Source organism: Pseudoalteromonas sp. SR45-4, assembly GCF_014163535.1.
Taxonomy (GTDB): Bacteria; Pseudomonadota; Gammaproteobacteria; order Enterobacterales; family Alteromonadaceae; genus Pseudoalteromonas; species Pseudoalteromonas nigrifaciens.
The window spans coordinates 146,393-161,041 of record NZ_JACJDO010000002.1 but is presented as its reverse complement, the minus strand read 5'-3'; the positions used below and the strand labels follow the sequence as shown (position 1 = coordinate 161,041).

Sequence of the window (14,649 nt, the reverse complement as noted above, 5' to 3'; positions counted from 1 at the left end):
ATCCTCTATTCCAATAGCTAACTAACATTTCTATTTCAATCCCATGCTGTTTTATCACTCTTTATGAGTAACAATCCGGCCATAAAATTTGAATTGATATACCACATGCTTATACTTTGGCTATCAGTTGTAATAGTTTTTTATAAATAAACCTCAAAAAGATCTGGTTTATCACTGTTACACACATGGGTTTTACCTGTATTTACATAGCTAGTTTTACAAAATAACGCTATTAACAGTAATAAATCAGCTGGCTTAGTTCGTTTTATAAGCAGGTGCTTTAAATAGCCTATTATTTAGGGTTTTAATTTTCAGTTTTAGTTATATTTAGTTTAATTATTAGCCATTTAAATTATGTTAAATTGTGGTGTGATTATGTTTATCACAGTAATACGCTTGGTTATTCCCTGCTGATAGTGGTTTTAACTATGAACTTCTAAGTTGTTGAAAGACAGGTGGTATAAAGCAGAGTAATGGAAACGCGTTTCCCATAATGTTTGATTGCTATTTGTAGTATGACTTTTTAAGTATAATTTTAAGTGTATTTTAATTAGGCTAGTTTTAAAGATTGAAGTGCCCTGCACTGTATATAGTTATTGTTGCGTAATAATGTAATGAAATATGATGGTTAATCCGATAATATTCGCAGTACACTTGCTGTTAACGATAACCTAAAGCGTTAACATCAAGTAGCCACTGGTGATTTAATTAATTTTGCCAAGCTCATCTTTCAGATGTTTTAGTTTAAGCTTTCTGCTGTAATCTTTTTTTGATACTTACTAACTTTATCACTTTTACCTGCTTGTTTAGCATCTAGCAGATCTTCTTCATATTCAGCAATATCATTGTTAGCATCGTTTATTTTTTCTATTAAATCTTCTTTCAATATTTTTTCGTTGCAATTAGCTTTTGCTGCATGTAATGCTTTTTTCAACCCTTCAATCTTGTACTTATTACCATGTTCCTTCGCTATGGCAAGCTGGCTTTCTATCTCGCAAAATTTTTTTTCACAGCCAGTCAAATCACTACACGCTAATGATGCAGCAACCGGTGTGGATGACAGCATAAATAGAATACCTGCTGTTGTTGGTATTACTTTATATTTTGAAAATATATTAATCATCAGCTTTGTCCAAACATAATAATTATTAAATTATGCGTAATTGTTACAAACAAAAAAGCGCCAAATATAAATTTAGCGCTTTTAGAGTATGGCATTAACAGCTTAAATTAATGCAGTGCCGCAGTAAACGGAATGCTTTCACAAATTTTAGCTTCCGCTATTAGTAGCTCTTCTAGGCGTATGTCTACTTCTTCTTTATCAAAATACTCATACGCTAGTTCTACAAATAAGTTTTTATGTTTTTCTTCTGATTCGGCAATCGCAATGTAAAACTCTTTTTCTTTGCCCTCTGGTAACGCTTGCGCCACTAGTGAAAAACGTTCGTGCCCTCTCGCCTCAATAACCCCACCGACTAATAATCGATCCATTAAAAAACCGTCGCGGCCGTGTCTAAATAAAGCACGTATTTGTTTTATATAAGGGTCTTTTTTGTCATCACCTAAATTTACATCACGTGAAATTAAAATTTTCAGCACTTCTTTAAAATGAATCATTTCTTCAAGTGCTAAGTCTGCCATAGCTGTAACCAGTTTACGTTTATCGGGGTAATGCGACAGCATAGACATGGCCATACCCGATGCTTTTTTTTCGGCTGCGGCGTGGTCTTGTAAAAAAGTATCGAAGTCATCAAGTACAACTTCGGTCCATTCAAATGGAGTGTGGTATTTTAATTCAAACATGCTCTGTACTACTTATAACAAGGTGTAAAATAATGCGCAGATTTTAGCGTATATTAGGTAAAAAATCATGCTCCTAAGCCTGTAAAGTTAAACCTTGTAGCGTAACAGTTTATCTATGCGCCCTTTTGCTGTTGATTCAACTTTTAGCGGATGTTTTATATCGTTCCAGGCAGTAACTTTGCCGCCCATATTCATTTTTTCAAAATCTGTTTTATTACTTTTAATCGCTAAAAAATCACAGAGCATTTTGTAGCTTTGCGGTTTTGCTATATTTATTGATAAAAAGCGTTGCTCTTGGTGTTTAAAATAATTTCTAGCGTCATTGATATGCGTGTTATAACAATGCGTTAAGTAACTATCATCGTTTATATTATCAATTGTTAAATTAATAAATGTATTTAAATAACAATGCTTTATATGAATATTAAAGCCACCATCAGTGCGTGTTAAATTAGTATGCATACGTAATAATAATTGCTTTATTGATGGTAGCCATACGTTAAGCTCACGCTCTAAATAAATAAATTTTGCATCCGGATAATACTTATCGAGAGCTTTATAATCATTAAAAATTGGCGTATCGGCAATTGCATGGGCGTTATCAAAACAATTGTTTGTGTAAGCAGTATGCGCTGTTGGTATACCAAACTCTAAAAAAGCATGGCAAACACTTGTAGTGCCTGTACGCGGTAAACCAATAATAAATATTTTGTTATTCATAATTAAATTTAACTAAAGCGGGTTAATAAAATAACTAAAGCACTTATAAGCATAGTTAAAAATGTAGCTATAACACCAATTTGGCGGTACTTTAGGTTTTTTTCTACTATGCCAAAATTATGAAAAACGCAGCCTATAAGTAGCATTGCACCAAGTGCATGGCAATAATGACTCGCTAACCCCTGATATTCTGCTAATAAAAGCAAAATAATAGCAAACGGTACATATTCCATAAAATTACCATGGGCACGAATTGCCCGTTGCAACTGTGGATTTTCGCCTTCACCAAGTGATATTTGCGCTGCCCTGCGCACGTTTATTACGTTAAAACTTAAGTAAATATAGTAAAATGCAAGTAATGCAGCGTATGTTGAAATGATCACAGTATTATCCTAATATTTTTGGCAATAATAACACACAAGTTAACCTTCATTATCAGAAGTTTAGTTTACAACTATGCTAAAGTATTAATAATACTCTTATACAATAAAGCATAAGGATTTTATGTTTGTACCTCGCAAAGTAGCCGACAGTTATCGAGAAATGATAAATAGTATTGGCTTTTACCCTTCTTTACTTTCAATTGCATTTTTAACCTTTGCGGTTATTACGATGTCGGTTGAATATATGCCCATTATTGAAAAGCTAAAGTCGTTTATATCTGTAGTATTAGTCGATAGCGCCGAAAATGCGCGAACTGTTTTAAGTACCTTAGCCGGCAGTATTATTTCGTTAACTGTGTTTAGTTTTTCAATGGTAATGGTGGTATTAAACTCAGCCAGTGCCAGTTTATCGCCGCGTGTAGTACCTGGATTAATAACCCGGAAATCTCACCAACTGGTATTAGGTTTTTATTTAGGCAGTATTATTTACTCAGTAATTATGCTCATAAATATTAATAAACTCGAGAATGGCGCCATGGCTATACCGGCACTTGGGGTATTATTTGCGCTTATTTTTGGTTTGATTTCGTTAGGGCTATTCGTATTTTTTATTCACTCTATATCTCGCGCTATTCAAGTAGATAATGTTTTAAATGGTTTATTTAGCCAAACAAAAAGTGAAATTAAAACCATTATTAAAAGTCAGCAAGAAGCGCCGCTTAAAAATCTTCCCGACTTTACTGATTGGCATTCTATAAATAGTCAAACTGAAGGCTACTACAAAGGAGTGCACACCGATAAGCTTTGCGCCTTATTATCTGCAGAAGAAATTGAGCTTTATATCACTGTTAAACAAGGTTATTTTACAGTTAAAGGTTATCCATTTTTAAAGTGTAATAAAGATATTTCAAGTAATGATGAGTTAATTGCTAAAATTTTAAGCTGTTTTATTTTTTATATAGAAGAGTATATTAGCGACCATTACCGTTATGGTTTAACGCAAATATCAGAAATAGCCGTTAAAGCGATGAGCCCAGGCATAAACGATCCGGGTACAGCAGTTAAAGCCATTGATATGTTAAGTATTTTATTAATTAAACGACTTTCAATAAGTGATATTAATTACAGCTTTAAACACAGCAAAGATACGCCATTATTATATATACACGAAACCCGCTTTGATGAATTACTGCATGATAATTTTACCCCGCTACGTAATTACGCTAAAGGCGATGCGTACGTAATGACTAATGTGTTAGAAGCATTTAAAAATATTTTATTTGTTGCTCACGAAAATTCAGCGGCGAGGGAAAGTTTATTTAATTATTTAAATGCTATTGTTGATGACATTAACGAGCACGTAACGAATGAGTACGACAGGCAGGAAATTAATAATATGCTTAAATCAATTGCCCGTATTAGTAAGCAACAAGGTGATACATTACTGGCACGTTTTAAGCGCCAGTAATGTATAAACTTAATCTATATAATAAACTGCATAACTAGATGCAGTTATAATGATTTCACCTGCATGATAGGCATCGGGTACATAATTACTCGGTGTACTATCTGAGAGCATCACTTTTTCGGCGCGCATATAAGGGGCTGATTGCACATTTAATGGCTGCATAGATGCGCTATATAAGCCTTTTAACTCTACGCCAAACTCACTGCTAAACTCTTTAGCTGCATCGCGAGTATCTTTTATAGCCAGTTTTTGCGCTTTTTTGTAGAGTTCATCGTAATTGCTTGCTAAAAAACGCGTATGGTTAATTTCGTTAATACCATTGTTTACTAAGTTTTGTAGTAACTCGGGATATTTATTAATGGCATTAAGCTTAACCGTTAAAGATCTGCTAACCCTAAAACCTTTAAATTGCTGCTCACCGCTTTCACGATTATATTGGCTTTCTCGGTTTATTGATATTTGCCCGGCATTAATATCTGCATCACTTACACCTAATGCTGTTACTAATTTTATTGCCTTAGCCATGGTTATATCGGTTTTATTTTTTGCAGCAATTAAATCTTTATCTATTTCGGTAATGCCAACATTTAATAATACATGATCTGGCATGGTGGTAATTGTTGCCTCACCTTTAACATAAATATGCGGTGTATCGGGTGTGGCCGCAGCAAATGCATTAAAGCTCAGTGCTGCACCTAAAAATAAAGTAAACGTTTTCATAAGTGAATCCTTTTATATTAACCGTAACAACTGGTTATATTACTAACTTTATTAAATTCGCAATCCTTTATTGGTCACTAATTTAATACAAAAAGTATTTACAGCTTGCTATATATTAAGCTTATTAAACACTTTAAGTGGTTAATTACAGATGAACAAGTACAAAAAACAGGCCGTAGCCTGTTTTTTAATTATTACTAAATACTAAGTTGCAGCTTTAAATGCTACTGCGCTTATAGTTACGGTACTTAGGTAACCAGTAGTTTTTATCGATAGCAGCCCATAGTGCGTCGTCAGAAATATCAAGAGCAACGCCCTCTTCAATCGCTTTTTTGCCTACAGCAAATGCAATACGTTTACTTAGGGTTTCAATTTCTGTAAGTGCCGGCAATAAACTCCCTTTACCTGTGTTTGCACGCGGCGATGATTCAGCCAGCATTTCGCTAGAAACACTTAACATAGCATCTGTAATACGCGTTGCTTTTGCAGCTATAACCCCTAAACCAATTCCCGGGAAAATATAACTGTTGTTACACTGCGGAATTGAGAAAAGCTCACCATTATATTCAACTGGGGCAAATGGGCTACCTGAAGCAACAAGTGCTTTACCTTCGGTCCAGTTAATAATATCTATTGGGTGTGCTTCTACCTGTTTTGACGGGTTACTTAATGGGAAAATAATAGGTTGTGCACAACCTGAATACATAGCGCGTATTACTTGTTCGGTAAATAAACCAGGTTGGCCCGAAACACCAATTAAAATATCGGGTTTAGAGCAATGCATTACATCAAGTAATGACGCAAATTCGCCGCTGTACGTCCATTCACTCAAACGAGCTTGTGGTTGCGCTAAAACTTGCTGAAAGTCGCGTAGACCTTCCATACCTTCCGATAACAAGCCAAAGCGGTCAACCATAAATACCTGGCTGCGTGCTTGCGCTTCGCTAATACCTTCAAAAACCATTTGGCTTACAATTTGCTCAGCAATACCACAACCCGCAGAGCCAGCACCAACAAATACTACTTTTTGATCTGCTAGGCGTTCGTTTTTAACTCTACACGCAGCAAGCAATGAGCCAACAGTTACTGCAGCTGTGCCTTGAATGTCGTCATTAAAACTACAAATTTCATTGCGGTAACGTTTCAGCAGTGGCATCGCATTTGGCTGAGCAAAGTCTTCAAACTGTAGTAATACATTTGGCCAGCGACGCTTGATTGCTTTAATAAATAAGTCTAAAAACTCATCGTACTCATCTTGAGTAATACGCTTATGACGCGCACCCATATACATAGGATCGTTTAATAGCTTCTCGTTATTTGTACCCACATCTAGCATTACCGGTAATGTATACGCAGGGCTAATGCCACCACATGCGGTATACAAAGATAGCTTACCAATAGGAATACCCATGCCACCAATACCTTGGTCACCTAAGCCTAAAATGCGTTCACCATCGGTTACCACAATTACTTTTACTTTACCTTTGGTGGCATTGCGTAAAATGTCGTCTATTTGAAAACGATTTTCATATGAAATAAATAATCCACGTGCGCTGCGATATATATCTGAGAATTTTTCACAGGCATCACCCACTGTTGGGGTGTAAATTATTGGCATCATTTCTTCAATATGATCACGCACTAAACGATAATAAAGTGTTTCGTTATTATCTTGAATTGCACGTAAATAAATATGCTTATTAAGATTGTCGGTAAAACTAGAATACTGCTGGTAACAACGCTCTACCTGCTCTTCGATTGTTTCATAACGAGGAGGCAGTAAACCCGCAATATTAAAGTTTTCGCGTTCTTTTTGGCTAAATGCACTGCCTTTATTGAGTAATGGCGTTTCAAGAAGGCCGGGGCCAGAATGATGAATATAAAGATAATTTGGATCGGTATTTGTAGTCATATTTCCAAGCTTTACTTAGTCTTAAGTTATGATCTGCCATTATCGGTGTTAAAGGCTAAATTGCAATGCTATTTAACCTTGTCAGACCATTGAGAATATATAAATGCGCTAATTTTAAACACTAGCTTAGCGCATTTGTATTATACATAATTTAGAATTTTAAAGTGGCGCTTTTATCAGTTAAATCAGACAAAGCCACCCCTTCACGGCGAGGATCGGCGCCGCCTATTAATGTGTTGTTTTTTACTTCAACTGCATGTAAACCAGAGTTTAAATCTAAAATTCTAACATTATGACCACGCTTGCTAAGTGCTGGCGCTAATGCTTCAAGCGCAGTGCCTTTTTCAAGGCTAGTGTAGTCGTTACGATTAGTAGTACGTGGTAGATTAATTGCTTCTTGAACAGATAAATCCCAATCAAGCACGCCAATTACCACTTGTGCAACGTAACTAATAATACGGCTTCCGCCAGGAGATCCGACAACCAAACGTAAACTTCCATCTTTATTAAATACCATTACTGGCGACATAGAGCTGCGCGGGCGCTTGCCAGCTTCAACTCGGTTTGCTACAAGCTGGCCGTTTTTACGCGGCGATAATGAAAAGTCAGTCAGCTGATTATTTAAAATAAAACCATTTACCATTACCGTTGAGCCAAAAGCCATTTCGATTGAACTGGTCATAGAGACCGCATTGCCTTGGCTATCTACAATCGACACATGGCTGGTTGATGGCAATTCGAACGAGTCGTCTTTGGCATAACTTAAGTAATCAACTGGGTTACCAGCAACGGCTGTTATATCTTGCTCGGTAATTAGTTTTGCACGTGTGGCTATATAGTCTTTATTTAATAATTCCTTGGTAGGTACTTGGGTAAAATCGGGATCGCCCATGTAAACATCCCTATCGGCAAACGCAATTCTTGATGCTTGGCTAAAGTAATGCAGTGCTTGCTCACCATTTACTGGCAGTGCGCCCATGTTTTTATGCTCTAATAAGCCAAGCATTTGCAGCACAGCTACCCCGCCGCTACTGGGTGGTGCCATAGAACATACATTATAAACACGATACTCAATACATACCGCCTCGCGCTCTTTGCTAGTGTAATTAGCCAGATCTTGCTCATTTAATTTGCCAGGCGCTATTTTAGAGTGCTGTACCGCATTAACCATTTGTTTGGCATTAGCGCCCTTATAAAATGCATCAATACCATTACTAGCAATCTCTTTGTATAAATTAGCTAATGGCTGGTTTTTTTTGATGCTACCTATCGCAATTAATTTACCGTTTGGGAAAAAGTAGTCGTTAATTACTGGCATGCTCATTACGCCAGGGTTTAATTGGCGCTGCAGTAAACCGTGTAATCGCGGCGAAACCTCAAAGCCTTGCTCTGCAAGCTCAATGGCTGGTTTAAATAAATCAGCCCAAGGTAGTTTACCGTATTGTTTATGTGCGTTAGCAAAGGCATGTAAAACCCCTGGCACACCTACTGAGCGTCCACCTACTATGGCTTCAATCCACTTCACGGCTTTGCCATGCTTATCTAAAAACAATGTTTCGTCGGCGTTTTCTGGTGCTGTTTCACGGCCATCAAAACTGGTTAATTTGTTGTTTACTTTGTTGTAGTACAGCATAAAGGTGCCGCCACCAATACCTGAAGATTGTGGTTCTACTAAAGTCAGTACCAGTTGCGTTGCTATTGCAGCATCAACAGCGCTGCCGCCTTGCGCTAATATTTGCTGCCCAGCACGAGATGCATACGGGTTAGCTGCAACCACCATATAATTATTGCCGCTCACGGCTTGTTTATGTACTAAGCCGGTTGCGGCTTCTGGCTCGCGCGTTTCAATTTGAGTAAGGGGTTGTGCAAATAAAGGAAAAGACGTTGCACATAATGTAATAGCAAGTAATGTGTGATGTTTAAAGTTCATAAAGAGTAAATAACCTAAATTATCAGGAGTTAATTGGCATCTTAAAATTAAACAGGCACAATATGCAAAAATTAATACTAAAAATTACAATTAAATGCTTAATTTACCAGTGCAACCTCGTTATTTACTCCCTCCTTTATTTTTAATGCTGCTAAGCGTTACTTTTGCTACTTTTGATTTAAATGACTTACTCGAATTTAATCGCGATTTAGTTAATCAGGGCGAATTGTGGCGAGTTTTTAGCAGCCAATTTGTTCATGCTAACTGGGCACATTTGGCGCTAAACTGCGGCGGTATTATTTTAATTTGGTTACTACATGGCGAACATACGTCGCCTAAACGCTACGCTATTAATATTAGCTTATTGGCTCTGTGGTGCGGCTTAGGTGTTTACTGGTTTTGCCCCAGTATTTATATTTACACTGGGCTAAGCGCACTGTTACATGGCGTTATTATTTGGGGCGCAGTTAAAGATACAACACTTGAGCTTAAGTCGGGCTATTTATTGTTTATTGGGGTGTGGCTTAAAATAATATTTGAGCAGCTAAATGGCCCTAATGCCGATATTGGTAAGCTTATAAACTCAACCGTTGCAATTGACGCGCACTTAATTGGTGCTATTGGTGGTACTTTATTAGCTGCACCTTTATTAGTTAACTACATTAAAAACAAAAACTAAATATAAAAAACGCCACTTAAAAGTGGCGTTTTAGGTGTAACTTGTTATTAATCGTTACAGGGTTTCTTTAAACAGTTTATAAATACGGCGATATTCATCTAACCAGCTCGATGGCTGCACAAAACCGTGCGGCTCTACCGGAAAAATAGCCGTTTCAAAGTTTTCTTTTTCAAGCTCAATTAAACGCTGTACTAATCTAACCGTATCTTGAAAAAACACGTTGTCGTCAACCATAGGCGCATTAATTAATAAGCGTTTGTTTAAACCCTCAGCATAGTAAATAGGCGAACTGCGCTCATATGCAATTGGATCAACATCCGGATGGTTTAATATATTTGCCGTGTACGGCGCATTATAATGAGCCCAATCGGTAACGGGGCGAAGTGCAGCGCCCGCTTGAAACAATTCTGGCGCGGTAAATAACGCCATAAAGGTCATAAAGCCGCCATAAGAGCCGCCATACGTACCTACAGCTTGCGTATTTACGTTGGCATTTTCTGCCATCCATTTAACCCCATCAGCTAAATCTTGGGTTTCGGGTGTACCCATTTGACGATAAATTGCCGTACGCCAATCACGTCCATAACCTTTAGATGCGCGGTAATCCATATCCATTACTACATAACCTTCGTCAGCTAATAACGAATGAAACATAAACTCACGAAAATACCCAGACCAGCCCAAGTGCGAGTTTTGTAAGTAACCTGCACCGTGGTTAAAAATAACCGCTTTACGCTTTTTACCCACTTCGCCCTCTACATAATCAGCCGGATAGTACACTTTTGCGTAAATAGGTTGATCAGTATGGCTAGATGGCACTGCAATTATTTTAGGGGCCGTTAGCTTTTTAGCTAAAAACTCATCCGAAACCGTATGTGTTAACCGGGTAACCTGTGTGTTTGCTTTTGCATCAGCCACATACAACTCAGTTGGTAACATAATTGTTGAGTGCTTTAACAGCAGCTTGGTTTGATCAGGGCTAAGTGTATAGTCGGTCATACCGTTAAGGTCGGTTACTTGCTCGTTTTTACCGGTTAGTGGATTTACACGATAAATTTCGTATAGGCCTGGGTGTTCAACGTTAGCTTTATAATAAATAGCACTGTTATCGTCGGTAAGCGTAAGGTTAGATACTTCAAACTTACCTGTTGTTAGCGCTGTTGCTTTACCATTTAACGGCTTTTTATAAAGCTGACTGTAACCCGACTGCTCTGATAAATAATATAAGGTGTTAGAGTTGTGTAGCCAGCCAAAATCGTTAAAAGCATAGGCTATCCAAGCGTCGTCATGTAAACGATGTTGCGACACTAACTTATTATTTTTAAAATCGACGGTTGCTAACCAGCGATCTTTGTTATCCCACGCTTCTAGCATTATTGCTACGTTTGAGCCGTCGTCGTTCCAAATTATAGGGCTTTGATCCCAGCCCCAATCGCTAATTAAATTTATACCACGCGGCGCTTTTTTAGACTTATACGTTTTACCATCACGGGCATAGTTTTCTTTTTTAACCGCTGCTAATACGTCTTCATCAAAGCCCGGTAGGGTATCAAAGCTTAAGGTATTTTGACTTTTATCGTTTAAATTAATGTATACCAGCTCTGAGGTTTGCGACTTTTCGTCAGCTACTCGGCGGCGCGCTTTTTTAGGTTCAATGCGGGCATCATCGGTAATATAATTTGGCATTATATCGCTATCATCGCGCCAATCTCTTTGCTCTTGCACTACCACTAATAAAGCATCACCATTTGGCGATAACTGCACGTCTTTTACACTATTACCTTTGCCTAAATAAAACTCAGTATTAGCAATTGAGCTATTTTGCTGCTTAAGCTGTGCTTTGCGTGCTTGTTTATCTTTATTGTTTTTATGCGTTAGCGCTATGTAATCAATAAGTTTGTGCTGCTCTTTAGCAATATAACTGCTTGGCTCTGTAATGCCCTGGGGCTTATCTGCCAGTTTTAAATTAGCAATTTCAGTGGTTAAGCCTGAGCTTAAGTCAACTTTAAAAAATGTATTACCTTGACGATAAGCTAAGCTGCCATCATTTAAAAATTGTGGTTTAGATTCAGTGCTAGAGGTATGCGTTACTTGTTGAATTGCACCTGTTGTAACGCTTTTTACAAATATATTACCCTCAAATACATAGGCTTGCAGGGCTTTATTTTTTGAATAAACAGCTTTATTTGCACCTACAGTGTGCAGTTTATTAAGTGCTATTTGCTCTGCGCTTTGGCTTGTAATTGATTGGCTAAATAAGTTACGTAACTCATTACCTTGCTCTTTACGTGCATAAATAATGGTAGCAGAATCACTGCCCCAAAATGCGCGCTCTGGTTGACGTCCAAGCCAATCGGGATGGGCCATAGCTTGCTCTAACGTTATTTTAGTAGAGCCCATATCGGCGGGGGTATTAACAACGGCAGCAACAGGAGACGTTGTTACATTATTTTGCGTAGCTGTTGAAGATGATGCAGTTGCTTGACACCCTGCTAAAAAAACACTTGAGGCAACAGCCAGTGCTATTAATGTTTTGGACGATGAGATATTAAAAATCATAGTGCTTCTTAACGGTAATTATAATTAAGCCGTATTTAAGCAGAAGCACTTTGGTGATTGCAATTTTTTAAGACAAACGCCGGTGTAACTGAGTTAGGTTGCTTATTCTAAGCGTAAATCTAGCCAAACTAGTCGATGATCACTCGACGCATTTCTGTCTTTAATTAAGCGGTATAGCTGGCTATTTTTAGTTGGCCAAAATACCCCACCATCAATAATTTTTAACCCATAATGCGATGGCAAAACATAGTCAACCCGTGCTTGCCAACTTGCACTGTAATTTTTAGCATGGCTGTGCTGTGGATATTGCTCTTTTGCGCCAGCACTTTGCGGTATAAAACTGGCGTTTACAAGCGGATGCTTAAGTAGCTGATCTGTAGTTATAGTTCGCTGTTTATCACCCTCAGGGGCGGCATTTAAGTCACCTAAAATAACAAACCGAGACTGAGCATTTAAACCGCCTTTTTTACCTTTATCGTCATAAATATAATCGGCATTATTAATGTAGTCTGCAACTAACCTTACTTCATCATGGTTACGCTTACCGTTTCTGTCCTCTAAGCCATCAAAAACCGGCGGGGTTGGGTGCGATGCAAGTATGTGTACCGTTTTATTATTAACTGATATGGGTAAATCCCAAAAAGATTTTGAGCTCAAACGAATGTTTTGCCATTCTTGCTCGTTATACCAGTTTTTGCCTGTGGTTGGATCGATAGGCATTTGCGCATTAGGCATATCTTTATATTTAAAAGTTTGCAGCGTTCGTACTTTATCTAAATCGATTGGATAACGAGATAAAACGGCCATACCGTAATGGCCTTCAAAAAAACCAAAACCGTGAGCGTCGCCCATTATTCCTATTTTTTTACCGTCGTTATCTAAATCAAACTCAGTGGCTAAACCGGTATTAACCGGCGCAATATAAAAATAAGGATAGTCTATTGCCGCTTGATTATTTTGACTCACGTTTAAATAATGGCTTTTAAAGTACGCTATACCCTGCTCTTTTGGCACATAGTCAAACTCGTTTAATAGTATTATATCGGGGCGAACACGTTGAATTATTTCGGCAATATTTTTAATTTGTGAATGCTCTGCTTTAAGCGCGCTAACCAAAGAATCGCTTTTTACAGGGGTTTTTCTTGGTGTATAGTTAGTTGCATCCATACTTACATTAAAGGTGGCAACACGCAGTTGCGCCGCTGCAACGTAGTTGCTTAGCAGTAAACAAAACAACGTACTACCCAAAGTAATACTACTTAAATTACCTTTCATTATATCAACCCATCTAAAATTAATAATAAAATAACACTACTTACCACTATCCATAATAAAATTGCCATTATAAAGGGCTTAAGTCCGGCTTGTTTTAGTACTGCTAATGATAGGCCACTACCAATTAAAAATAATGTAACTATAAGCAATTGTTTAGCAACTATATTAATAACGCTCCATACAGGTGAAAACTGTGGCAAATAAGTATTAATAAGTGCGGCGAGTACAAAGCCAACAATAAATAGTGGAATACTGGCTTTTTCATCTGAGCGTAAAAACACCCCAGCAAGCGCAGTATAAGGAATGATCCACATAGCGCGGGTTAATTTTACTGTGGTGGCAATGCTTAGTGCCACAGCGCCATAAGTAGCGGATGCACCTACAACACTGCTGGTATCGTGAATAGCTAAAGCAGCCCACATGCCAAATTGCTGCTCGGTTAAATTAAAATAATGGCCAATGGCCGGAAACAACAGTAAGCCCACGCCATTGAGCATAAATACTACGCCAAGTGCCACAGCCACTTCATGATCTTTTGCTTTAATTACCGGTGCCATAGCTGCAATAGCACTGCCACCACAAATAGCAGTGCCAAATGAAATTAATACGCCGGTATTGCGGTTAAGTTTAAATACTTGGGTAAGTATTTCACCTAAGCCAATTATTGCGGTAATACTCACAATAGTGAGCACTAAAGAGCTGCTACCCACTTCAATTACCTGATTAAAGTCAACGGCAAAACCAAGCCCGACCACCGCTGCTTTTAACATCCACTTACTGGCTTTTTGCGAAAGCTCGGCAAACGGATTACCTAATGTCATAGCAAAAGCAGCGCCTATTACCAGTGCACTACCAGCGCCAATAAAAGGAGTGATACATAATGCTAAAAGAATTAAAAACAATGGCTTTTTGAGTGTTAATGGCATGCTGTATTACGCTCGAATTATTTTATCAGTTAACTTGTGTACTAAAGGTGCAACTAGAATAACTGTAGGAAATGCGATAGAAAATGCAAATACCCATGCTTTGAGCCATATAGTTATAATATTATCGACCATTCCCACGTTAAATAATGAGATCACAAAAGACATAAAGCCCGACATTAATAGTGCCATTAAAAATGCAAACACAACATTGCGGTATTTAGGGTTAAACATAGGTGTAGCCTTTGGCGTTAAGCAATAAATTGAGATGTCCCAA

General features: G+C 37.8%; 13 protein-coding genes. 2 read left to right on the top strand and 11 right to left on the bottom strand.

Annotated elements, in window-relative coordinates; translation table 11 throughout:
- Positions 1-739: 739 nt before the first annotated feature.
- The 4 genes from H5058_RS01895 to H5058_RS01880 all read right to left on the bottom strand — a co-directional run bounded on the left by H5058_RS01895 (position 740) and on the right by H5058_RS01880 (position 2,906).
- Positions 740-1,123, bottom strand: coding sequence for a DUF1090 domain-containing protein (locus tag H5058_RS01895; RefSeq protein ID WP_220485770.1), 384 nt, complete (start codon positions 1,121-1,123; stop codon positions 740-742).
- 107 nt (positions 1,124-1,230) lie between these two features.
- Positions 1,231-1,803: a tRNA-(ms[2]io[6]A)-hydroxylase gene (locus tag H5058_RS01890; RefSeq protein ID WP_011328238.1), complete on the bottom strand. Its 573-nt coding sequence runs from the start codon at positions 1,801-1,803 to the stop codon at positions 1,231-1,233.
- A gap of 87 nt (positions 1,804-1,890) precedes the next feature.
- Positions 1,891-2,523 (bottom strand): sulfotransferase, encoded by a 633-nt coding sequence (locus tag H5058_RS01885; RefSeq protein WP_182676687.1) that lies wholly within the window; start codon positions 2,521-2,523, stop codon positions 1,891-1,893.
- 8 nt (positions 2,524-2,531) lie between these two features.
- On the bottom strand, positions 2,532-2,906 hold the full coding sequence (locus H5058_RS01880) for an MAPEG family protein (RefSeq protein WP_182676685.1): 375 nt from the start codon (positions 2,904-2,906) through the stop codon (positions 2,532-2,534).
- A gap of 121 nt (positions 2,907-3,027) precedes the next feature.
- Here H5058_RS01880 and H5058_RS01875 point away from each other — a divergent pair, with 121 nt between their 5' ends.
- Complete coding sequence (locus H5058_RS01875; RefSeq protein WP_086996944.1) at positions 3,028-4,374, top strand: DUF2254 domain-containing protein; 1,347 nt, start codon at positions 3,028-3,030, stop codon at positions 4,372-4,374.
- Between the two features lie 9 nt (positions 4,375-4,383).
- Here H5058_RS01875 and H5058_RS01870 read toward each other — a convergent pair whose 3' ends face one another.
- The 3 genes from H5058_RS01870 to ggt form a co-directional block, all read right to left on the bottom strand.
- On the bottom strand, positions 4,384-5,094 hold the full coding sequence (locus H5058_RS01870) for an SIMPL domain-containing protein (protein ID WP_011328242.1): 711 nt from the start codon (positions 5,092-5,094) through the stop codon (positions 4,384-4,386).
- A 217-nt stretch (positions 5,095-5,311) separates the two neighbouring features.
- The gene (locus H5058_RS01865; protein ID WP_182676683.1) at positions 5,312-7,006 is read right to left on the bottom strand and encodes an NAD-dependent malic enzyme; all 1,695 of its coding nucleotides are present in this window, start codon (positions 7,004-7,006) and stop codon (positions 5,312-5,314) included.
- A gap of 151 nt (positions 7,007-7,157) precedes the next feature.
- Positions 7,158-8,936 (bottom strand): gamma-glutamyltransferase, encoded by a 1,779-nt coding sequence (ggt, locus tag H5058_RS01860; RefSeq protein ID WP_089368318.1) that lies wholly within the window; start codon positions 8,934-8,936, stop codon positions 7,158-7,160.
- 94 nt (positions 8,937-9,030) lie between these two features.
- Between ggt and rrtA the strand changes: the two genes are divergently transcribed.
- Entirely contained in the window at positions 9,031-9,615 is a 585-nt protein-coding gene (gene rrtA, locus H5058_RS01855) for a rhombosortase (RefSeq protein WP_086996953.1), read from the top strand.
- 54 nt (positions 9,616-9,669) lie between these two features.
- Here the strand turns inward: rrtA and H5058_RS01850 are convergent, their stop codons facing one another.
- From H5058_RS01850 to H5058_RS01835, 4 genes are all read right to left on the bottom strand, one after another.
- Positions 9,670-12,174: a prolyl oligopeptidase family serine peptidase gene (locus tag H5058_RS01850; RefSeq protein WP_179807046.1), complete on the bottom strand. Its 2,505-nt coding sequence runs from the start codon at positions 12,172-12,174 to the stop codon at positions 9,670-9,672.
- Positions 12,175-12,276: 102 nt separating this feature from the next.
- Positions 12,277-13,449: an endonuclease/exonuclease/phosphatase family protein gene (locus H5058_RS01845; protein ID WP_179807045.1), complete on the bottom strand. Its 1,173-nt coding sequence runs from the start codon at positions 13,447-13,449 to the stop codon at positions 12,277-12,279.
- Complete coding sequence (locus H5058_RS01840) at positions 13,449-14,375, bottom strand: YeiH family protein (RefSeq protein WP_011328248.1); 927 nt, start codon at positions 14,373-14,375, stop codon at positions 13,449-13,451. The genes H5058_RS01845 and H5058_RS01840 overlap by 1 nt, the downstream gene beginning before the upstream one ends.
- A 6-nt stretch (positions 14,376-14,381) precedes the next feature.
- Positions 14,382-14,606, bottom strand: a complete 225-nt coding sequence (locus H5058_RS01835; RefSeq protein WP_011328249.1) for a DUF2798 domain-containing protein — start codon at positions 14,604-14,606, stop codon at positions 14,382-14,384.
- Positions 14,607-14,649 lie beyond the last annotated feature (43 nt).

Bases quoted from the DNA above. Each gene is read 5' to 3' on its own strand.
- H5058_RS01835 (WP_011328249.1), bottom strand. From the start codon at position 14,606: ATGTTTAACCCTAAATACCGCAATGTTGTGTTTGCATTTTTAATGGCA.
- H5058_RS01865 (WP_182676683.1), bottom strand. From the start codon at position 7,006: ATGACTACAAATACCGATCCAAATTATCTTTATATTCATCATTCTGGC.
- H5058_RS01885 (WP_182676687.1), bottom strand. From the start codon at position 2,523: ATGAATAACAAAATATTTATTATTGGTTTACCGCGTACAGGCACTACA.
- ggt (WP_089368318.1), bottom strand. From the start codon at position 8,936: ATGAACTTTAAACATCACACATTACTTGCTATTACATTATGTGCAACG.
- H5058_RS01850 (WP_179807046.1), bottom strand. From the start codon at position 12,174: ATGATTTTTAATATCTCATCGTCCAAAACATTAATAGCACTGGCTGTT.
- H5058_RS01845 (WP_179807045.1), bottom strand. From the start codon at position 13,449: ATGAAAGGTAATTTAAGTAGTATTACTTTGGGTAGTACGTTGTTTTGT.
- H5058_RS01890 (WP_011328238.1), bottom strand. From the start codon at position 1,803: ATGTTTGAATTAAAATACCACACTCCATTTGAATGGACCGAAGTTGTA.
- H5058_RS01875 (WP_086996944.1), top strand. From the start codon at position 3,028: ATGTTTGTACCTCGCAAAGTAGCCGACAGTTATCGAGAAATGATAAAT.
- H5058_RS01840 (WP_011328248.1), bottom strand. From the start codon at position 14,375: ATGCCATTAACACTCAAAAAGCCATTGTTTTTAATTCTTTTAGCATTA.
- rrtA (WP_086996953.1), top strand. From the start codon at position 9,031: ATGCTTAATTTACCAGTGCAACCTCGTTATTTACTCCCTCCTTTATTT.
- H5058_RS01895 (WP_220485770.1), bottom strand. From the start codon at position 1,123: ATGATTAATATATTTTCAAAATATAAAGTAATACCAACAACAGCAGGT.
- H5058_RS01870 (WP_011328242.1), bottom strand. From the start codon at position 5,094: ATGAAAACGTTTACTTTATTTTTAGGTGCAGCACTGAGCTTTAATGCA.